This window comes from Mycobacterium sp. Dal123C01, assembly GCF_052566995.1.
Map to the genome: position 1 here is coordinate 3,890,275 of NZ_CP199580.1, position 19,405 is coordinate 3,909,679.

General features: G+C 64.3%; 19 protein-coding genes. 10 read left to right on the forward strand and 9 right to left on the reverse strand.

The window, feature by feature from the left end; genetic code table 11:
- Positions 1-8 precede the first annotated feature (8 nt).
- Both zwf and ACTXG5_RS18310 read right to left on the reverse strand, forming a co-directional pair.
- Complete coding sequence (gene zwf / locus ACTXG5_RS18305; RefSeq protein ID WP_445160136.1) at positions 9-1,508, reverse strand: glucose-6-phosphate dehydrogenase; 1,500 nt, start codon at positions 1,506-1,508, stop codon at positions 9-11.
- A gap of 113 nt (positions 1,509-1,621) precedes the next feature.
- The gene (locus tag ACTXG5_RS18310; protein ID WP_445160137.1) at positions 1,622-2,476 is read right to left on the reverse strand and encodes an LLM class F420-dependent oxidoreductase; all 855 of its coding nucleotides are present in this window, start codon (positions 2,474-2,476) and stop codon (positions 1,622-1,624) included.
- A 195-nt stretch (positions 2,477-2,671) separates the two neighbouring features.
- On the opposite strand from ACTXG5_RS18310, the gene ACTXG5_RS18315 reads away from it, so the two are divergent.
- Entirely contained in the window at positions 2,672-3,313 is a 642-nt protein-coding gene (locus tag ACTXG5_RS18315) for a cutinase family protein (RefSeq protein ID WP_445160138.1), read from the forward strand.
- A gap of 80 nt (positions 3,314-3,393) precedes the next feature.
- Positions 3,394-4,572, forward strand: coding sequence for a glycosyltransferase (locus tag ACTXG5_RS18320; RefSeq protein WP_445160139.1), 1,179 nt, complete (start codon positions 3,394-3,396; stop codon positions 4,570-4,572).
- On the opposite strand, the gene ACTXG5_RS18325 is transcribed toward ACTXG5_RS18320, so the two are convergent.
- Both ACTXG5_RS18325 and ACTXG5_RS18330 read right to left on the reverse strand, forming a co-directional pair.
- Positions 4,556-5,296, reverse strand: a complete 741-nt coding sequence (locus ACTXG5_RS18325) for a hypothetical protein (protein WP_445160140.1) — start codon at positions 5,294-5,296, stop codon at positions 4,556-4,558. The two genes, ACTXG5_RS18320 and ACTXG5_RS18325, sit on opposite strands and share 17 nt — an antisense overlap.
- A gap of 30 nt (positions 5,297-5,326) precedes the next feature.
- Positions 5,327-6,256, reverse strand: coding sequence for a DMT family transporter (locus tag ACTXG5_RS18330; protein ID WP_445160141.1), 930 nt, complete (start codon positions 6,254-6,256; stop codon positions 5,327-5,329).
- 115 nt (positions 6,257-6,371) lie between these two features.
- Between ACTXG5_RS18330 and ACTXG5_RS18335 the strand changes: the two genes are divergently transcribed.
- A complete protein-coding gene (locus ACTXG5_RS18335; RefSeq protein WP_445160142.1) occupies positions 6,372-6,920 on the forward strand; it encodes a thioredoxin family protein in 549 nt (182 codons plus the stop codon).
- 249 nt (positions 6,921-7,169) lie between these two features.
- On the forward strand, positions 7,170-7,910 hold the full coding sequence (locus ACTXG5_RS18340; protein WP_445160143.1) for a cutinase family protein: 741 nt from the start codon (positions 7,170-7,172) through the stop codon (positions 7,908-7,910).
- On the opposite strand, the gene ACTXG5_RS18345 is transcribed toward ACTXG5_RS18340, so the two are convergent.
- Positions 7,907-8,716 carry an MOSC domain-containing protein gene (locus ACTXG5_RS18345; RefSeq protein ID WP_445160144.1) on the reverse strand — a complete coding sequence of 270 codons (810 nt, stop codon included), beginning with the start codon at positions 8,714-8,716 and terminating at the stop codon, positions 7,907-7,909. The genes ACTXG5_RS18340 and ACTXG5_RS18345 overlap by 4 nt on opposite strands.
- A 43-nt stretch (positions 8,717-8,759) precedes the next feature.
- Positions 8,760-9,173, reverse strand: coding sequence for a PPOX class F420-dependent oxidoreductase (locus ACTXG5_RS18350; RefSeq protein ID WP_445160145.1), 414 nt, complete (start codon positions 9,171-9,173; stop codon positions 8,760-8,762).
- A gap of 52 nt (positions 9,174-9,225) precedes the next feature.
- Between ACTXG5_RS18350 and ACTXG5_RS18355 the strand changes: the two genes are divergently transcribed.
- The 6 genes from ACTXG5_RS18355 to ACTXG5_RS18380 all read left to right on the forward strand — a co-directional run bounded on the left by ACTXG5_RS18355 (position 9,226) and on the right by ACTXG5_RS18380 (position 16,120).
- Positions 9,226-10,269 carry a class I SAM-dependent methyltransferase gene (locus ACTXG5_RS18355; protein ID WP_445160146.1) on the forward strand — a complete coding sequence of 348 codons (1,044 nt, stop codon included), beginning with the start codon at positions 9,226-9,228 and terminating at the stop codon, positions 10,267-10,269.
- Positions 10,270-10,296: 27 nt separating this feature from the next.
- Positions 10,297-10,845 (forward strand): tat pathway signal sequence, encoded by a 549-nt coding sequence (locus ACTXG5_RS18360; RefSeq protein WP_445160147.1) that lies wholly within the window; start codon positions 10,297-10,299, stop codon positions 10,843-10,845.
- 136 nt (positions 10,846-10,981) lie between these two features.
- The gene (locus ACTXG5_RS18365; RefSeq protein ID WP_445160148.1) at positions 10,982-12,259 is read left to right on the forward strand and encodes a L,D-transpeptidase; all 1,278 of its coding nucleotides are present in this window, start codon (positions 10,982-10,984) and stop codon (positions 12,257-12,259) included.
- Positions 12,260-12,331: 72 nt separating this feature from the next.
- On the forward strand, positions 12,332-12,772 hold the full coding sequence (locus ACTXG5_RS18370; RefSeq protein ID WP_445160149.1) for a Fur family transcriptional regulator: 441 nt from the start codon (positions 12,332-12,334) through the stop codon (positions 12,770-12,772).
- Positions 12,773-12,821: 49 nt separating this feature from the next.
- Positions 12,822-15,026: a catalase/peroxidase HPI gene (katG, locus tag ACTXG5_RS18375; RefSeq protein ID WP_445160150.1), complete on the forward strand. Its 2,205-nt coding sequence runs from the start codon at positions 12,822-12,824 to the stop codon at positions 15,024-15,026.
- Between the two features lie 197 nt (positions 15,027-15,223).
- Entirely contained in the window at positions 15,224-16,120 is an 897-nt protein-coding gene (locus tag ACTXG5_RS18380; RefSeq protein WP_445160151.1) for an alpha/beta fold hydrolase, read from the forward strand.
- Here ACTXG5_RS18380 and ACTXG5_RS18385 read toward each other — a convergent pair.
- From ACTXG5_RS18385 to ACTXG5_RS18395, 3 genes are all read right to left on the reverse strand, one after another.
- A complete protein-coding gene (locus ACTXG5_RS18385; protein WP_445160152.1) occupies positions 16,110-16,904 on the reverse strand; it encodes a DUF1906 domain-containing protein in 795 nt (264 codons plus the stop codon). The two genes, ACTXG5_RS18380 and ACTXG5_RS18385, sit on opposite strands and share 11 nt — an antisense overlap.
- Positions 16,905-16,942: 38 nt before the next feature.
- On the reverse strand, positions 16,943-17,734 hold the full coding sequence (locus ACTXG5_RS18390; RefSeq protein ID WP_445160153.1) for an alpha/beta hydrolase: 792 nt from the start codon (positions 17,732-17,734) through the stop codon (positions 16,943-16,945).
- Between the two features lie 80 nt (positions 17,735-17,814).
- On the reverse strand, positions 17,815-19,368 hold the full coding sequence (locus ACTXG5_RS18395; protein ID WP_445160154.1) for a GMC family oxidoreductase: 1,554 nt from the start codon (positions 19,366-19,368) through the stop codon (positions 17,815-17,817).
- Positions 19,369-19,405 lie beyond the last annotated feature (37 nt).

The following is a 19,405-nucleotide window of genomic DNA, read 5'->3' on the forward strand; positions in this document are numbered from 1 at the left end:
TGGCGCGACTACTTGCTCTTTTCGCGCCATCCTCGTTCGAACGGCAACCGCCACGCATTGGGGGCGATCAATTGGTGGATGGCGTTGGGTCCCCAGGTGCCGGCCGGGTACACCTTGGCCGGCGGCGGGTCGGCGAGCAGGTCTGCCGAACGCTCCCATAATGATTCGATGCCCTCGGCGGTGGTGAACAGCGTGTGGTCGCCGCGCATTGCATCGAGAATGAGCCGCTCGTAGGCCTCCAGCGTCTGGTCCGCGGTGTCGATCTCCCGTGACGAGAATTGCATCGACAACTTGTCGAGCTTCATCCCGGGACCGGGCCGCTTGCCGTAGAAGGACAGCGACACCTTCGAATTGTCAGCGAGGTCGAAGGTGAGGTGGTCCGGGCCCTGCGTCCCTACCCCCGACCCGGGCGGGAACATGCTGCGCGGAGCCTCTTTGAAGGCGATCGAGATGATCCGGATTCCTTCGGCCATCTTCTTGCCGGTGCGCAGATAGATCGGCACGCCGGCCCAACGCCAGTTGTCGATGCCGACCTTGAGAGCGATGAACGTCTCAGTGTCGGAATCTCTTGCCACACCGGCTTCTTCGCGGTAGCCGTTGTACTGGCCGCGCACCACGTCCGAACACTTGACCGGAAGCATCGAGCGGAACACCTTGTTCTTCTCTTCGCTGATGGCATACGGCTCGAGGGCCGTCGGTGGCTCCATCACCACGAACGCCATCACCTGCAACAGGTGGGTCACCACCATGTCCTTGTAGGCACCGGTGCTTTCGTAGAAGTTGGCCCGCTGGTCCAAGCCGAGGGTTTCGGGAATGTCGATCTGGATGTGGTCGATGAAGTTTCGGTTCCAGATCGGCTCGAAGAGACCGTTGGCGAAGCGGAACGCCAGGATGTTCTGGGCCGCCTCCTTGCCCAAGAAGTGGTCGATACGGAAAATCTGGGCTTCGTCGAATGTTTCATGCAGGAAGTCATTGAGGGCCACCGCGCTGGCCAAGTCGGTGCCAAACGGCTTTTCCATCACCACTCGTGACCGCTCGACGAGATTCGCATCGCGAAGGGTGGTGATGACGGCGCGCGCCGCCTTCGGCGGGACCGACAGGTAATGCAGTCGCCGCACGTTCGGTCCCAGGTTGTTCTCGGCTTCGGCGACCGCGGCGGCGAGTGCCTCGGGTCCGGCGCCCTGCGGGACGTAGGTCACGATTTTCGCGAAGTCGGCCCACTGCTCAGGGGTGAATTTGTGGGTGCCGTACGAGTCGATGGCATTCTTGGCGACTTCCCGGAACTCGTCGTCACTCAGGTCTTCCAGCGATGTCGCGACGACCTGGATATCGGGAGCCAGCTCGGACTGATCCAAATAGGCCAGACCGGATATCAGTTTGCGTTTGGCCAGATCCCCCGTCGCGCCGAACAGCACGATGACATGGGGATCGAGCGGGGCGTAGTCGTGGCGGCGTGGACGTGAGTCGGGCGCCGGATAAGAGATCGTCTGCGGTTTCTTCTCGGCCACTCCGGTGATACTTCCACTGTCGCGCCGTATCCGCAGCGTCGGGGCCGTATCGGTTCTCTTCTGAAAATTCGATGTTCACCTGCGCCGGGTACTCGCCGGCACGGCGGACTGGTCTACCTACCGCGCCAGGCGAGCATCGTCTCGAGCTCGGAAAAGTCATACCCGTTGGCGTCGGGGTGGATTTCGGTGGTGAACAGGGTGACGCCCTCGTCGACGAAGGCGTCAGCCGTCTTGGCATCGGTCCACGCCGTCGCGCGTTCGATGCCGGCTTCGTCGCGTCCGGCATCCGTAGCGAGCCGCTTGAGGAGGTCGTTCTTGCGCCGAAATTCGGTAATTGGTTCAAAGCTGTGCCAGATGTGGGCGTGCCGTGCCGCGGCGGGAATGGTGCGCCGCTCTCCGCCTCCCAGGATGAGGATCGGAACCTGACGCACCGGGCCGGGAGTCAAATGATTGAGCCGATAATCGATGCGTTCCAGGCCTTCGTCGAAGTGATCCATCCTCGATCTCACGGTGCCGTATTCATATCCGTAGACGATGAAGTCCTTCGGATACCAGCCGGCTCCGAGGCCGAGAATCAAACGTCCGCCGCTGATGTGATCAACAGTGCGCGCCATATCGGCAATCAGATCCGGGTTGCGATACGGCATGCCGCTGACGAGCAGTCCGATCTCGGCTCGAGTGGTGATCTCGCCCCATGACGCAAGGGCGGTCCAGGCTTCGAAGTTGTTGACCTCGGGCTGTTCATCCTGGAGCTGCGGAGCCCGGTCGACAATGTCGAGGAACGGCTTGTGAAAGTGGTCGTAGCCAAAGATGGCGTCAGCCCCGAGCTCTTCGGCGTCCAGCACCGCTTGACGCCACGTCCGGTAGTCCGGTGTCCCGCCCGGCCAGAGCTGAACGCCTATCCGCACCGGACTCGACCGGCCCGCGGACACCGCAGCGGCCTCCGCCCCGCTCGTTGACTCGGTCACGTTTCGTTGCCCTTTCCGAACCCCCAGGACGGATCTCTACCGCGTCGCCGGGTTACCTACGCTCAAACTGAGCGAATATGCAGTTCCTTCCCGCTGGCAAGTACTGATTCTGATAGATGCCGTCTTCGCTAGCTCGCATCCGGGTAAAGCGAGCCGCCGGTACGGCCGTTTTGGTCGGTATGTCAGCATTTGGGAATGAGTGCACTCAGGCTGGTTCGTATCGTTGGCGTCGCGGCAGTGACGATGGGGGCGCTGGTTAGCGCGCCATTCTCCCCCACCGCGTCGGCAGATCCCTGCACCGACGTCGAAGTGGTGTTCGCTCGCGGTACCCATCAGGATCCCGGCCTGGGCAATATCGGCCAAGCATTCGTGGACTCGCTTACGTCGAAGGTTGGCGGGAAGTCCGTCGGCGTGTACGCGGTCAACTACCCGGCCAACGACGACTACCACAACAGCGCGCCGGCCGGGTCCAACGACGCGAGCGCTCACATCCAGGGCACCGTCGCCAACTGCCCCAACACCAAGATCGTGCTGGGCGGGTACTCCCAGGGCTCGACAGTGATCGATCTGGCCACTCAGGCGATGCCGGCTCCGGTGGCCGGCCACGTCGCCGCTGTCGCCCTGTTTGGGGAGCCGACCAGTCAATTCTCGAGCGCGCTGTGGGGCGGCCAGCCGCTGCCGACAATCAACCCGGTGTACAGCGGCAAGACGCTCAGCTTGTGCGCTCCCGACGATCCCATCTGCTCGTCGGGTGGGAACATCATGGCCCATGTCTCCTATATTCAGGACGGGATGACGGACCAAGCCGCGGGCTACGTGGCCGACCGGCTCCGCTAACGGCGCCGCCGCGCGTGGATCGCCACTGACAGACCAGATCTGTTGCACGGACAAGCAGCACTGCGAGTGAGGTTCCGCCGATGAAATGTGTGCTGGCCGGCTACGGAAGTCGCGGCGACGTAGAGCCCCTGGCCGCCGTCGGCCGCGAGCTGATGCGACGTGGCCACGACGTACAGATGGCGGTCGCGCCGAACATGGTGGCCTTCGTCGAATCCGCGGGGCTTCCCGGGGTCGCGTACGGCCCCGACTCGCGCGACCAGATGGACTATGCAGCGGCTTTCCTCGGCAAGATCCAGAACCCGGTCACGATGTGGGCCGAGATCGCTCAGCATGTCAACCAGGTCAAGGCGGACAAGAGCGCGGTGCTGACAGCTCTGGCGGACGGGGCCGACCTGCTGGTGGCGGCCTTTAACGAGCTGGGCCTGGCCGCCAATGTCGCGGAGTACTACGACATTCCGCTCGGTACGCTGCATTACTTTCCGGCACGGATTTTGGCGTCTGGCGCATTTGGTCCGCAAATCACCAAGGAGACCGACGACGCTCAACGCCAGGCGCTCGGCCTGCCGGAGGCCGCCGGCGATTCGACCCGACCGACGGTAGAGATCCAGACCTACGACGAGATCTGCTTGCCGGGATCCGTGGCCGAATGGGTGGACTCGGATGCTTCGCCTCGCTTCGTCGGCGCGCTGACGCTCGGATTGCCAAGCGATGCCGACGACGAGGTGTTGTCCTGGATCGCCGCCGGCACACCACCGATCTACTTCGGTTTTGGCAGTACGCCGCTTGCATCGCCGGTCGAGACCCTCGCGGTGATCAGCGCGGCCTGCGCGCGGCTGGGCGAGCGGGCATTGATTTGCACCGGCCCCAATGGTGTCACCGACATTCCGGACGCCGACCACGTGAAGATAGTGGCCGAAGTGAACCATGCCGCCGTTTTGCCGGTTTGCCGCGCCGTCGTCCATCATGGGGGCGCCGGCGCTACGGCCGCAGGCATCCGAGCCGGAATCCCCACGCTGATCCTGTGGTTCTGGCTTGATCAGCCGGTCTGGGCAGCCGGGGTCACACAGCTGAAAGTTGGCTCTGGACGGGCCTTTATGGAAAGCACCCTTGACTCAGTGGTCGCAGACCTGAGCGGCATTCTCACTCCGGAATGCGCGGCTCGGGCCCGTGAGGTTTCCGCCTCGATGACCAAGGCTGCCGAAAGCGTCACGCGCGCTGCCGATTTCCTGGAAGAGGCCGCGCTCAAGCAGCCGCGATGACTGCGAACCTCACACTGAGACCGTGCCCGACTGCGTCCAGGTCGAGCGGGTAACCGTGCTGCTGCTCGAGCCGGCGCGCTACGTCGTCGGCATCGACGTCGACATGTACCGACCAAGCAGTGCCGCTGGAGCGTTCCCCGGCGACGGCGAGGCGCCAGCCGGCCGGTGAGTGGTAGGCACGCGCGCGAGTGGGCAGAACGCCGTGTGGTCTCAGCGTGTTGCGCACCTCCGCACGGCTGAGCGCGGGGAAGAACGTGCTGCCGTCGCCCATGCGGGGCTCGACAATCACAGCGAAATAACGCTTTTCGTCACGCAAGTAGGTAGCGAAGTCCACGACGGCGAGGTCGCCGTCAAGCAGCGTGGTGACGCCGTCTGCGCAGAGATCGGTGCGCAGTACGCGGGCGGGATTCGGTTGGGCATCGAGGATCAGCGTGAAGCGAACCTCACCGCTGTTCGGGATGACATCGACGCTGACCGCGGCGGCCCGTTGGCCATGCGCGCCGGCAGTCGCGGCATCCGCGTCGATCAGCCAGGTACGCGACGGTGCGGTGGCGCCATCGTCGTCGTAGTAGAACGCGGCGAATCGCCGATCGGCCTGGGCTCCGCGCCGATAACTCACCAGCCGCTGCGGCCGCATGCCGGGCATGGCCAGCCCCGCGACCTGGTCGGGTTCAATGTCGCGCGCCCAGAACCACGAGCGGGGTTTGGAACGAATGACGGCCATCTCGGGACATTAGCCCAGCGCTGGCGCCGCCTACTTGCAGACCACGCCGTTTTCGTTAGCAGACAGTGCGCCAACGTGTTTCGCGGCCGCAATGGCCGACTCGGGCGCCTGATCGCGGCCCAGCGCGATAGTGGATGCCACCATTGCGACGACGGCGACGAGCAGGCCCAGCACTGCTGAGCCCCGCACCGCGAGGTGCTCACCGAGCACGACAACGCCGAGCACCACCGCGACGACGGGTTCACCCACCAGCATGATCGGTACCGATGCCTGCAATGCACCGGCGTGAAAGGCGGAGCTCTGCACCATGGTTACCGCGACCGCCAGCACGACCAGCAAGTACGGAGCGGGGACGGTGAGAAGCCCGTGCCATCCGCCGACGGCGAAGCGGTGCGTGCAGATCTTCGTCAAGACGGCGACCATGCCGAGCAGAACCGCCACCGCAACCGCCAGCAGCATGGCGCGCGGGCGGCCGAAGGCGCGCCTGGCCGCGATGAGGCAAGCGATGACCAGCGGCGCCGTGAGTACCAGAGCCAGAGTCCACGACGGTATCGGCGGACGGTTATGGCCCTCGCGGGGCTGACCGACGAGTACGAAGGCCCCCAGTGCGGCGGTCAACACGATCGCCCAACTCCACTCGGCCCGGGTGATGTGCTGATGGCACAGCCTGGCGCTCATCGGCAACGCAAACAGCAGCGACGAAACCAGCAGCGGCTGCACTAGCAGCAGAGATCCGTTAGCCAGCGCCAGCGCCTGAAACACGTAACCGGCGACGGCCGCGAGCATCCCGGCCCACCACAACGGTTGGCGAACCACGTCGGTCACCGTCGCCCCAGACAGGTCGTCAGCAGCCGGAACGCCTTGAGCGACGCGTTGCCGAACGACGATGCCGACCGCTGCCCAGAACGCCGCGAGCAGCCCTAAGAAGATCGCGACGGCGTGCGAAATCACCCACCCCATGGTTCGGACTGATACCCCGGATTGCAGCGCGGCTAACTCTGGCCCTACCCGAAGCCGCCTTCCGCACCCGTGATCGGCGGTCGTGCCCGGGGCGCTGCGGACTAGTCTTGCGGGCATGGCTATCGAGTCAACGATGCTCGCCCTCGGCACGCCCGCGCCGCCATTCACGTTGCCCGACCCGGCAACCGGCGCGTTGGTCAGCCTCGACGACCTCACCGGTCCCGCCCTGGTCATCACCTTCATCTGTAACCACTGCCCGTATGTCCAGCATGTCGCGGCCGGGCTGGCCGCGCTGGGCCGCGACCTCGGCGATCAAGGTGTCGCAATGGTGGCGATCTCCAGCAATGACGTCGCCACCTACCCGCAGGACGGCCCCGACCAGATGGTCGTCGAGGCCCGCCGCCATGGTTGGACATTCCCGTACCTGTACGACGAGACGCAAGACATCGCCCGCTCCTTCTCCGCGGCGTGCACGCCGGACACGTTTGTGTTCGACGGCGAGCGCCGACTCGCCTATCGCGGCCAGCTCGATGACTCGCGCCCTAAAAACGACCTGCCGGTGACGGCGGCTGACGTTCGGACGGCCGTCGACGCCGTGCTGTCCGGGCGGCCGGTCGACCCCAACCAGCGGCCGTCAATAGGGTGCGGCATCAAATGGCGCTGAGCCGCATCACCGCGACGGCACGCGATGGGGTCCGGCCGCTCTGATAGGCGCAGGCTCTCAGTGTTGTCTCAGTGTGAAATCGACTGTGGGAGTGTACGTCTCACGATCCAGCGTGACCCCAAGGCCGGTGCGTTGATCCGCTGCTAGTCAGGGTTGGTCGCGGTCGATTCGTGGCGGGCGCGTTCACTACGAAACGCGTGTGGAATATCACTCGTTTGGTGACGGGCTTGGGTGGGCACCTAATTGGGCATGATCGCCGGTTACCTCATTCGTGTTGTTGGTCCCGCGGCAGTAGCTGCCTTGGGCCTTGGTACTTCTCTCTTGGTCTCGCCGACGGCGTCGGCCGAGCCGTGCCCGGACGCTCAAGTGGTGTTCGCCCGCGGCACGGGTGAGGATCCGGGGGTCGGACCGACCGGACAAGCGTTCATCGACAACCTGCGCGGGCGCGAGGTCGGAAAGTCCGTCGATGTCTATGCGGTCAACTACCCCGCCAGCAATGACTGGGAAACCGGGCTCGACGGGATCCGCGACGCCAGTAGCCACGTCATCTCGATGGCCGGCAGCTGCCCCAAGACCAAGATGGTGCTCAGCGGCTTCTCCCAAGGCGCTGCCGTGATGGGCTTTGTCACCTCGGCCGCGGTGCCCGATGGCGTGGACCCCGCGACCGTGCCCAAACCCCTGGCACCCGAGATCGCCGACCACGTCGCCGCGGTCGTGCTCTTCGGCATGCCCAACGTGCGGGCGATGAACTTCCTGGGCCAGCCGCCGGTGGTCATCGGGCCGACGTATCAGGCCAAGACCATCAAAGTCTGCGCCACCGACGACCCGGTCTGCTCGGACGGCATGAACTTCTCCGCCCACAACACCTACGCCGACGACGGCAGCTGGATCGACAAAGGCGCATCCTTCGCCGCCAACCAGATCAACGCAGGCCCCGTCGGACCGGCCTCAGTCGTTCGCTCCCCCAACGGGGGCAGCTTCGGCAACTAGTCGACGGGGTCGAGGGTGACCCGGTCACCAACGCGGATAACGCCTTCCGTCGTTGTCCCGAGGTAGAGCCCCGCGCAGGCTGCGACTCCGCAACTGCCTGCTTCTCGACGATTCTCGGCGGCGGGTGTGCGTAGCGCCTGCGGAGACCTCGGCAGCGGCCCGTGCTCTAGCGTCGGCACCACGCACCGTGGCGTAAGTTCCAGGCCGCGGAGCCGCACCCCGCCGATGGCAAATTCCCTGCCGACCCAATCGTTTTCGGCATAAGGGGGATAACCGGCCGGCGTCGCGATCACGAGATTCGGTCGGTAGCGCAGGGCCTCGACGCTGATGTGCTCCAGGGTGGCCGTGGTGATCGCATGCAGTGGAGCGTCGTCGGTAAACGAATCTCCCGGTGTCCCCAGGCCAATCTCGAGGATGCGGCCGGCGACCTCGGCGTCCAACCCGAGCTCGAGCAGCTTGTCCGGGTCCGGGCGCTCCACCGTCGCGCCATCCGGTCGCTTGCTGACCAGTCGGACCGCGCGTCCCAGCAGCCGCGAGAGCAGCTCGTTGACACCCGGATCATCGGCCGCGACCTTCGTACCGTCGGGCAGCCCAATGCTTACCCGCCCGGTCTCTCCGTTGGCGGTGCACTTGAGTAGCCCACGCCACAAGCGCGCCTGTTTGGCACTGGCCACATGCCCGGTTGCGGTGTCGATAAGTGCCAGCCGCCGGTCTCCTTCGGCCCCGCGTTCGTCGACGAACAAGCTCTCGACGGCTTCCCCGAGCATCGATTTCACCGGATAACGGCGCAAACTCTCGACCCGCATATGAACATCCCCATCACGCGACAGTGCACAACCCGTTGCCCGATTATCCTCCACCAGATGAGCCCGAGAGCGTGATACGCAGGACGAACCGTGGCTTACGGCCGCGGGCGGCAATGGTTTCGATGAGTGTCACGACCCGAAACTCAAAGCCGTATTTGCGCTTGACGAGCGACTCGACGCGCGCGACCTCCACCGGGTCGGTGATCACCTCGGCAGTCCCCTCAACGACTGGCTGACCGGCCGGCACTTTCCCGGTCCGCCCGCAGGCCGTGAGCGTGACGCGGGGATCACGTCGGACCCGTTTGACCTTCCACGCATCGGCCGGTGTCCACACCGATAGCCGCACACCGTCGCCGACGATCCACATCGGCGCGGCGACTCCATCCCCGTTGCGTTTGAAGGTCGTCAAAGACACGAACTTCTCGTCACCCAACTGTGCGGTCGTGTCGTCGCTCATGGTTATCCCGCCCCCTCGTGCGGTCACTGGCGAGGTCGTGTACAAGAGTCTGATGGAGGATCCGGCCCGCAGATCTTTCGATCCGTCGATGCTGCGCGAAGCGATGACCCGGCGATTGCTTCGACGATCGATGGCCGAGGGTCAGATCCACCTGCCGGCTGTTCCGAGCATGCTCGACGAGTACGTCACGATGTGCGAAACGATCTTTGCCAGCTTGGGCATACGTTACACAGCCGAAGAAACCGCTCAGCTCAAAGCGGTGCTGCAAGGTGAATTGGCGAAAGCCTTTAAGTCGTCATCACGTTCGAACATCATCATCTCGTTCAATTCACCGTTCGGCACGATGCTGAATTACCGCGTCAAACCTCAATGGGCGACGATCGGGGCCGATTACGACAATTGGGTTACCACCCGCGAGGGCTCACTGTTCGGCACCGAACCCGACGCGCGGGTGTGGGCGCTCGCCAACGAAGCCGTAGACCCGAGCACTTATCGGGTACTCGACGTCGGCGCGGGCACGGGCCGAAATGCCCTCGCCCTGGCCCGGCGTGGTCACCCGGTCGACGCGGTCGAGCTCGCCGCGAAGTTCGCCGACATCATGCGTGCGGAAGCCGAACGGAATTCAGTCGACATCCACGTCATCCAGAGCGATGTCTTTGTGGCCATGGAAGGTGTTCGCGGGGACTATCAGCTGGTCGTATTTTCCGAAGTGGTGCCCGACTTCCGGACCACGCGTGAGCTGCGCGGCATGTTCGAACTCGCCTCGCAGTGTTTGGCTTTCGGTGGTTACCTGGTGTTCAACACCTTCCTGGCGCGCGAGGGCTATACCCCCGACGCCGCCGCCCGGGAACTCGGGCAGCAATGCAACACCACGATCTTCACTCGCGACGAGGTCACCGAGGCGGCGGCCGGGTTACCGCTCGAACTCATCGCCGACGATTCGGCCTACGAGTACGAAAAAGCCCACTTGCCCGAAGGTGCGTGGCCACCCACGGCCTGGTTCGACGGATGGGCCAGTGGCCTCGACGTGTTCGACGTCGAACGAGACGAATCGCCGATCGAGTTGCGCTGGCTCGTCTACCGGAAGGAGGGTTGAGTCAGGCGACTATTGGGGAGGCATGTGATGGGCGATGTGGAATCGAACCGGCGATCGCTGCTGATGGCAGCACCGCTGTTGTGGGCCGCGATCGCGGCAGGTGACAAGGCTGGCAACACCGACGACATCAAACTGGCTCCGCCGCCCGAAACGGGCCCGGATCCGCGGGAAACCTTTATCCAGCCATACGACCAAATCGACTTCCAGTCGTGGGGCAACCTGCCTCCACACAGTGGCGAAATGGCCAAGCTGTATGGCGATTTCAACAAGCCGGGGCCGTATCTGGTGCTGATGAAATGGAACCCGGGGTGGTTCAGCGCACCCCACACCTATGCGACAGACCGGATTCAGGTCGTGGTATTTGGCACCTGGTTTGTCAACAGCGGCAACGGCTTTCAGCCGCAGGATGCCGTTCCGGTGGGACCCGGAGGCTATGTGAAGCGCACCGCGCGCACCCCGCACTACGACGGTGTCCTGGCGAATCAGCCCGACCCGGCGATCATCGCCGTCTTCGGCGTTGGGCCCGTCGACCAGCAGCTCGTCGACCCTTCCCAGCCGTCATGGCGGCAGGTGTGACCACCGCGTTACGCGAACCGTGATCCAGTGGTTTCAGAATTTCCACCTCGGGCTACTTGATACCGACCATCGTTTTCGCGCGGGTTCAGCTTCGAGCCGGCAAGTGAGAGAACCCCAAAGGATCCGCTGATTCAAGATGAAATCCAAGAACAGCGCTGAGTTCGCGCGCCGCTGGCTTCGCCGGCCGCGCCGGTTTCTGCTAGGCGTGTTGGTCCTGGTCGGAGTCTGCGCCACGATCCAGATTGTGTCCTCGGAGCGCTGCCCCGATGGCAACTGTTCCACTGGTTCTTCGAAAGCTGCTGGGGCACCGAAGATTACGGTCAAACCGGGTACCAATGCACACGACGTCGACCCGGTCTCGCCGGTGGAGGTCAAGGCCGATACCGGGACGCTCACCGATGTGCGCATGGTCAATGACGGCGGCAAATCCGTCCCGGGCGTCCTGACCCCGGACAACACCGTCTGGAAGCCCACCACTCCCCTCGGCTACGGACGTACCTACACGTTGGACGTCAGCAGCCGTGGCCCTAACGGCATTGTGTCGACTCAAGTTTCGTCCTTCTCCACACTGCAGCCGTCGAACCAGACCAAAGTCTCGTTCACCACCACCTCGGAGGCCACGCTGCGAGAGGGCGGCACCTATGGAGTCGGAACGGTGGTTGTCGCGCACTTCGACGAAAGGATCGCCGACCGAGCCGCCGCCGAGCGGCAGCTGAAAGTGACTACGAACCCCGCAGTGCAAGGCTCATGGTTCTGGGTCGACGGGCAGAACGTCCACTGGCGACCGGAGCACTATTACGCACCCGGCACGACTGTCAGCGCCGAAGCCAAGATCTACGGAATTTCCCTGGGCGACGGCCTGTTCGGGCAAGACGACAGTCGAGTGTCTTTCCACATCGGTGATGCTCACGTGTCGATCGCCGACGATGCCACCAAGGTGGTGAGCGTTTTCAACAACGGAGCCTTGGTCCGTACCATGCCGACCTCCATGGGAATGGGTGGCACCGAGACGGTCGGTGCGCAGACCATATCGTTGTGGACTCCTCCCGGGGTCTACACAGTGCTCGACAAGGGCAATCCCGTGGTGATGGACTCCTCGACATTTGGGCTGCCCAAGAACTCTCGCCTCGGATATCGCGAGACCATCAACTACGCGACCCGAATCAGCATTGACGGCATTTATCTGCACCAGCTCGACACGACGGTGTGGGCCCAGGGACACACCGACACCTCGCACGGATGCTTGAATCTCAACGGCGACAACGCGAAATGGTTCTACGACTTCTCCGTGCCGGGTGACGTGGTCGAGATCCGCAACAGCGGCGGACCGCCGCTGAAACTGACTCAAAACGGCGACTGGACGCTCAGCTGGGATCAGTGGCGCGGCGGCAGCGCCGTGAAGCCGGCCTCGTGACGCCAAATCTTTACGGCGTGTTGGTTCGATAAAGTCTTGACTGATTCCAGATAAGTGGGCCATATTGGCCTTGTGTCGTCAACGTCGGACTACGCGGAGCGGTTGCGTGTGGCCGATCTGCGCGTGACCCGGCCCAGGATTGCCGTCCTGGAGGCAGTACACGCCCATCCACATGCCGACACCGAGACGATCTTTTCCTCGGTGCGGAACGGTCTCCCCGATGTCTCCCGCCAGGCGGTATACGACGTGCTTAACGCGCTGACGGCGGTGGGCCTGGTCCGACGTATCCAGCCATTGGGGCTGGTCGCGCGCTACGAGTCCCGCGTCGGCGACAACCACCATCACGTCGTATGCCGGACCTGCGGTGTCATTGCCGATGTCGACTGCGCGGTCGGCGACGCCCCGTGCCTCACCCCGTCGGACGACAACCACGCTCTCGACGGCTTCGTCCTCGATGAAGCTGAAGTCATCTACTGGGGCATATGCCCCGACTGTTCGACCGCAGATTCCTGATCACAGCCCGTGATCACAGCCCGATCATCCACCACCCGAAAGGAATGTTGTGTCATCAGATACATCCCACAAGAGCGAGAGTGAGAACCCGGCAATCGCGGCGCCCCAGCCGAAGTCGGATGCTCCCCTGACCAACCAGGATTGGTGGCCCAACCAGATCGACGTATCACGGCTGCACCCGCAGGTGGCGCAGGCCAACCCGCTGGGCGAGGACTTCGATTACGCCGAGGAATTCTCCAAGCTCGATGTCGAGGCTCTCAAGGCTGACCTGGTCTCGGTGCTGACCACCTCCCAGGACTGGTGGCCCGCTGACTACGGCCACTACGGGGGCTTCTTCATCCGGATGAGCTGGCACGCCGCCGGCACCTACCGGATCTTTGACGGCCGCGGCGGTGGGGGTCAGGGGATGCAGCGCTTCGCCCCGCTGAACAGCTGGCCGGACAACGCCAGCCTGGACAAGGCGCGCAGGCTGTTGTGGCCGGTCAAGAAGAAGCACGGTAACAAGATCTCCTGGGCGGACCTGCTGCTCCTCGCCGGCAACGTGGCGCTCGAGTCGATGGGCTTCAAGACCTTCGGCTTCGCCTTCGGTCGTCCCGACGTCTGGGAGCCCGTAGAGATTATCTTCGGCGAAGAGGGCGAATGGTTGGGCACCGACAAGCGCTACTCCGGCAAGCGCGATCTCGCGGAACCCTACGGTGCCACCACCATGGGTCTGATCTATGTGAATCCCGAAGGCCCCGAAGGCAAGCCGGATCCTGTCGCTGCAGCGGTGGATATCCGTGAGACGTTCGGCCGGATGGCGATGAACGACGAAGAGACCGCCGCGCTCATCGTCGGTGGCCACAGCTTCGGCAAGACCCACGGCGCCGGTGACGCCGACCTGGTCGGCCCCGAGCCGGAGGCCGCCCCGATCGAGCAACAGGGGCTGGGCTGGAAGAGCTCCTACGGCACGGGCTCGGGCAAGGACGCCATCACCAGCGGCCTTGAGGTCGTCTGGACGCCCACCCCGACCAAGTGGGACAACACCTTCCTAGAGACGCTGTACGGCTACGAGTGGGAGCTGACCAAGAGCCCGGCTGGAGCCTGGCAGTTCACGGCGAAGGACGGCGCCGGCGCGGGCACCATTCCCGACCCGTTCGGCGGGCCGGGTCGTGCGCCGACGATGCTGGTCACCGACATTTCGTTGCGGGAGGACCCGATCTACCGCGAGATCACCCAGCGCTGGCTGAACAACCCCGATGAGCTGGCCGACGCCTTCGCCAAGGCGTGGTACAAGCTGCTGCATCGCGATATGGGACCGGTCTCGCGCTTCCTCGGGCCCTGGATTCCGGAGCCACAGCTGTGGCAGGACCCAGTTCCGGCCGTCGACCACCCGCTGGTCAACGACAAGGATGTCGCGGCCCTGAAGAAGAAGGTGCTCGAGTCCGGCCTGACCGTTCCGCAGCTGGTCAAGACCGCCTGGGCGGCTGCGAGCAGCTACCGCAACACCGACAAGCGCGGTGGCGCGAACGGGGCGCGGATTCGCCTTGAGCCGCAGAAGAATTGGGAGGTCAACGAGCCCTCCGAGTTGGACAAGGTGTTGCCCGCGCTCGAGAAGATCCAGCAGGACTTCAACGCGTCGGCTTCGGGTGGCAAGAAGATCTCGCTGGCCGATGTGATCGTGCTGGCCGGTTCCGCGGCGGTCGAGAAGGCGGCCAAGGAAGCCGGATACGACATCTCGGTGCACTTCGCACCCGGCCGGACCGACGCCTCGCAGGAGAACACCGACGTGGAGGCGGCTGCGGTGCTCGAACCGCGGGCCGATGGGTTCCGCAACTACGCCCGGCCGGGCGAGAAGGCCCCGTTGGAGCAACTCCTGCTGGAACGGGCCTACCAGCTCGGCGTGACCGGTCCGGAGCTGACGGTGCTCGTCGGCGGCCTGCGTGCCCTGGGTGCCAACCACGGCAGCAGCAAACACGGCGTGTTCACCGACACGCCGGGTTCGTTGACTAACGACTTCTTCGTCAACCTGCTCGACATGGGCACACAGTGGAAGCCGTCGGAGACCGCGGAGAACGTGTACGAGGGCCGCGACCGGGCGTCGGGAACTCTCAAGTGGACCGCAACCGCGAACGACCTCGTGTTCGGGTCGAACTCGGTGCTGCGCGCTCTGGTTGAGGTTTACGCGCAGGACGACAACGCGGGGAAGTTCGTGGAGGACTTCGTCGCGGCGTGGGTCAAGGTCATGAACAACGATCGGTACGACTTGAACTGACATCGGCCTGATCATCAGCACCAGACGACACCCCGCGGGCAGCCGGCTCGCGGGGTGTCGTTCATTTTCGGCCCGGGAAGTTGAGCGGTGAGGCCCACCACATTATTACCAGCGAGTAACCTACGAAGGCGTAAGTTGCGTACCCTCGGTAAGAGCCGATGCGTTCAACTACCAGGGCTTGGGTAAACGGTTTGATCATGAGCGAATTGACGTACCTCGACCTGCACGGCGACCGGATCGCCTACCGGGAAGCCGGCCAGGGCCATGCCCTGTTGCTGATCCACGGGATGGCGGGCAGCTCGGCCACCTGGCGCGCGATCATCCCGCAGTTGTCCAAGAAATACCGCGTCATCGCGCCCGATCTGCTCGGTCACGGCATGTCGGCAAAGCCGCGCGGCGACTACTCACTGGGAGCATTCGCGGTCTTCCTGCGCGATCTGCTCGACGAACTCGGCGTGGCCCGCGCCACTGTGGTCGGGCAGTCGCTCGGCGGTGGCATCGCGATGCAGTTCACCCACCAGCACCGGGACTACTGCGAGCGGCTGGTCCTGATCGGCAGCGGTGGCCTCGGCCCGGACCTCAGTCCGGTGTTACGGATGCTGTCTGCGCCCGGCGCCGAGCTCGTGCTGCCCATCGTCGCACCGCAACCAGTGCTGAACCTGGGCAACAAGCTGGGTTCGTGGCTGCGCTCGGCCGGGATCCAGGCGCCGCGGGCCGGCGAGATGTGGTACGCGTATTCGTCGCTGTCGGATGCGCGGACTCGCCAGGCATTCTTGCGAACGTTGCGCTCAGTGGTGGACTACCGCGGTCAGGCCGTCAGCGCACTCAACAAGCTTCATGTCGCGGCTGGTCTGCCTACGCTGCTGATCTGGGGCGATCAGGACCGGATCATTCCGGTGGCGCACGCTTATGCCGCCCATGATGCGCTCGACGGCAGTCGCCTCGAGGTGCTCGAGGGTATCGGGCACTTCCCCCATGCCGAAGCACCGGTGGCCGTGGCGGAGATCCTGGAGGACTTCATCACCTCAACGGCACCCCAGCCGGCATCCGACTCAGTGCGCCTGGGTTCGCCCTTGCGCCAGATCAGCGACTGAGATCCCACTGTCCGTAGTCGGCGGCGAGCACGTCGTCAATATCCACGTTGATGCCGCCCAGCAGCGGGCTGGGGTTCGACGGGCTGTTGACGATCGCTTGGTACAGCACCGCCATGGGCTCGCGCTGACCGTGTGACCATGACCTCGTTTGCCAGGCCCAGCGGTGCCCCGCGCTGGTGGAGTTGCCGATCACCCCGTCCCTGATCGCCCACCCGCACGCGTTGTAGTGGCCGTACATGCCGGTGCGGCCCACGCCGAGTACCGAGTTGATTCCCCGAAACCAGTCGACGGCAAGGGTGTTCCAGGTGTTCTGGTCGATGTCGTCGTCGACGCTGAAGAAGATCGGAGCCGAGTTCGGCCCGCCTGCCGCGGCATGCAGCTGCAGAGCTGTTTGAGCATCCGCCACACCGCCGTCGTGTCCGCGGGTGAGATCCGACGGGGTAGCAGGCCATCCGGGCTTGCCGTACTGGAAGTTGCTGACGATCTGTAGGCCCGCCGCACGCAAGGCGTCCGCGTAGTCGCGGGTGATGGGCTTCGCCTCGAAGTGCGCTCCCGGCCGCTCCGCCGAGACGTAGTTGATCACCCCGGCATAGCCCGCTGCCTTGATCTCATCCGGCGCGATCCGCTTTTCCGCGAAATCGATCAGCCTGATGTTGTCGGCGGCGGCCCTGGGCGCATCGAACGTCGCGGCCAGGCTCAGGAGCGCCGGCGCGAAGGCATATTTGAGGACTTCGCGCCGCGGAACACCCCGCTGCCCATCGCGCGGTACAGCAAAATCGGGCACCGCGCGATGGTAGCAAGAGCGCTAGTACGGGCTGATGTCTACAGTCCGCGCTCGGTCAGCCACGACACGATATGTTCGGCGACCGTTTCCCATCCCGGCTCCAGCATCATCTCGTGTCCCATGTTCGGGAAGATACTTGGTTCTGTGCGGTAGGCCTTGGCCGTTGCGCGCACATCGGAGTCGCGATAAATCGCGTCCCGCTCTCCGCCCAGCACCAATAGCGGTGTGTCAATGCGCTCGGTGTTGACGAGTTCGCGCGCCACCATGTCGAACAGGATCGCTCGCGTGCTGTCCGGTGTAAGCCGCGCGGCGCCCTCGCTAATCAAGGAGTCGGGCGTCTCGGCGCTGAAGAACAGCTCGCGCGCGCCTGCCACCGTCCCCCCGTACATGTCGGTAGGGCGGCCGCTGAGAGCGAACTTCGAACACTGCCACGGGTGTCGACGCAATATGCGCAGCATCGACCGCAGATGCCCGCGCGGCGGTGCGGATGCGAGCAGCACCCCAGCCGGTGCGTCGTTGCTTTCGAGATACTTCTGCACGATGAAGCCGCCCATCGAATGCCCGATCGGGATCGGTTGTGGTACAAGCATATTGGCGATCGAGGAAACATCGGCGACGAAGTCCGAAATCGAGCACAAACGCAACGGTTTGTCCACTGGGCTACCGCCGTGGCCGCGATAACTGGGCGCTACGACACGAAACCCGCGTTCGGCGAAGAAGTCCAGAAAGTGCGCATCCCAGCACCATGCGCCTTGGAAGCCGCCGTGCACAAAGAGCAACGGATGTCGGTGTCCTCGGCTGGGTTTGCCCTTGTCTATTACTTCCAACATAAGATCCAATTCCTATCGAGGCGTTGAGGTTTCGTCGCTATGATTCGTAGCCGTGGGCTGCGGATTGATCCACCCTGCCGTCAGAACCGATGCTCAGCCTTGAGGAACTGTGCGGCGCGCTCGCCGATCACCACGCAGGGCGCCATGGTGTTACCGGTGGTGATACGCGGCATGATCGATGCGTCCGCGACGCGCAGATTCTCGACGCCGTAGACCTTGAGGTGTCCATCGACCACCGACATCGAGTCGCGGCCCATCTTCGCCGTCCCTACTTCGTGCCAGTAGGTGGTTACCGCATTGCGCAAGTAGGTTTCCAGTTCGTCGCCCGTCAGGTCGCCGGGCATGACCTCGCGCTTCACGAACGAACGAAGCTCCGCGGAATTGCCGATTTCCCTGAGGGTTTCGATGCAGGCAATTGCAGTCTTGACATCGTGCGGATCCGACAACGCGTTTGCTTCGATCCGAATCGGATCGGTGGGACCCGGTCCCGACAACCGCAACCGCCCGCGGCTTTTCGGATGCGTGGGTGAGCCGAATAGGATCCAGCAGTCTTGTGGCAGGCCGTATTTCGCGATGTTCTCTGGCGTGGCCATCGGGAATGCGCCCAGGCAGGCGAACAGATCCGGCCCATCGAGGTCCCCGAGACCGGAGTCCCAGAACAATGCCGCCGGCGCCTGGGTGCTGCTTTGCACGTCCTCGGGAAACTCCCATACGCAGCTGACCCCGTAGTGGTCTTGAAAGTTGCGGCCGACCCCGGGCAGGTGCTGCCGCACCGTGACCCCGGCGCGGCGTAGTTCGTCGGTGTCGCCGACGCCGGACTGCATCAGCACCTTGGGTGTGTGAATCGCCCCCAGCGACAGCACCACTTCGGTGTCGGCCGTCACGTGATGGACCGCGCCGTCGTGGATTACCTCGACGCCGGTGGCCCGATTGTCCTGGAATATCACCCGCGTCACCAGGGCATGCGGCACCACGGTCAGGTTCGCCTTGTCCAGATGCGGCGCCGTGTAGGTGCGGAATACCGATAGGCGTTCTCCGCCGCGCGAACGCATGTCGGTGATGGCGGCGCCGCGCATCTCTTCCATCAGCCGACCGTTGGGACTCTGATAAGTCGGAATTCCCAACGTCCTGGCCGCATCCACGGCCGTCGCGGCGAGTGGATGGACGTCGGGCGTCGGCTGCACGAACACCGGCCCTCCCCTGCCCCGATGATTCGGCTCGCCCACGCCGTGCCAGTCCTCGATCTGCCGGTACAAGTCCAGAACGGGCTCGTAACCCCAGGCTGGCTGTCCGGATTCGGCGGCGAAGAGATCCCAGTCGCTGCGATGCCCGCGGGCCCAGATCATCACGTTGATGCTCGACCCGCCGCCCAGCACCTTGCCCATCGAGAACCCGATCGAGCGTCCGTGCAGCCTCGGGTCGGCTTCGGACACGAAACCCCAGTCCCGTTCACTGCCCAGGTTGGCCGGCCACTGGCTCGCCTCGGTCACGCTGGGAACCTCGTCGCTGCCGCCGGCCTCCAGCAGCAGGACGGACAGGTCGGGGTTTTCCGCCAACCGTCCAGCGATGACTGAGCCCGACGACCCGGCCCCACAGACTATGACGTCGTAGCGTGGCTCTAATGCAGCCGTCACGATGGCTCCTTCTCGTCGCTGGGTATAGCGCTTGATA

What these genes read in the sequence shown, in the direction of transcription:
- ACTXG5_RS18380 (WP_445160151.1), top strand. Translation starts at nt 15,224, where the DNA reads ATGAGCGAATTGACGTACCTCGACCTGCACGGCGACCGGATCGCCTAC.
- ACTXG5_RS18355 (WP_445160146.1), top strand. Translation starts at nt 9,226, where the DNA reads ATGGAGGATCCGGCCCGCAGATCTTTCGATCCGTCGATGCTGCGCGAA.
- ACTXG5_RS18335 (WP_445160142.1), top strand. Translation starts at nt 6,372, where the DNA reads ATGGCTATCGAGTCAACGATGCTCGCCCTCGGCACGCCCGCGCCGCCA.
- ACTXG5_RS18345 (WP_445160144.1), bottom strand. Translation starts at nt 8,716, where the DNA reads ATGCGGGTCGAGAGTTTGCGCCGTTATCCGGTGAAATCGATGCTCGGG.
- ACTXG5_RS18365 (WP_445160148.1), top strand. Translation starts at nt 10,982, where the DNA reads ATGAAATCCAAGAACAGCGCTGAGTTCGCGCGCCGCTGGCTTCGCCGG.
- ACTXG5_RS18340 (WP_445160143.1), top strand. Translation starts at nt 7,170, where the DNA reads ATGATCGCCGGTTACCTCATTCGTGTTGTTGGTCCCGCGGCAGTAGCT.
- ACTXG5_RS18325 (WP_445160140.1), bottom strand. Translation starts at nt 5,296, where the DNA reads ATGGCCGTCATTCGTTCCAAACCCCGCTCGTGGTTCTGGGCGCGCGAC.
- ACTXG5_RS18350 (WP_445160145.1), bottom strand. Translation starts at nt 9,173, where the DNA reads ATGAGCGACGACACGACCGCACAGTTGGGTGACGAGAAGTTCGTGTCT.
- ACTXG5_RS18330 (WP_445160141.1), bottom strand. Translation starts at nt 6,256, where the DNA reads ATGGGGTGGGTGATTTCGCACGCCGTCGCGATCTTCTTAGGGCTGCTC.
- ACTXG5_RS18320 (WP_445160139.1), top strand. Translation starts at nt 3,394, where the DNA reads ATGAAATGTGTGCTGGCCGGCTACGGAAGTCGCGGCGACGTAGAGCCC.
- ACTXG5_RS18315 (WP_445160138.1), top strand. Translation starts at nt 2,672, where the DNA reads ATGAGTGCACTCAGGCTGGTTCGTATCGTTGGCGTCGCGGCAGTGACG.
- ACTXG5_RS18360 (WP_445160147.1), top strand. Translation starts at nt 10,297, where the DNA reads ATGGGCGATGTGGAATCGAACCGGCGATCGCTGCTGATGGCAGCACCG.
- ACTXG5_RS18390 (WP_445160153.1), bottom strand. Translation starts at nt 17,734, where the DNA reads ATGTTGGAAGTAATAGACAAGGGCAAACCCAGCCGAGGACACCGACAT.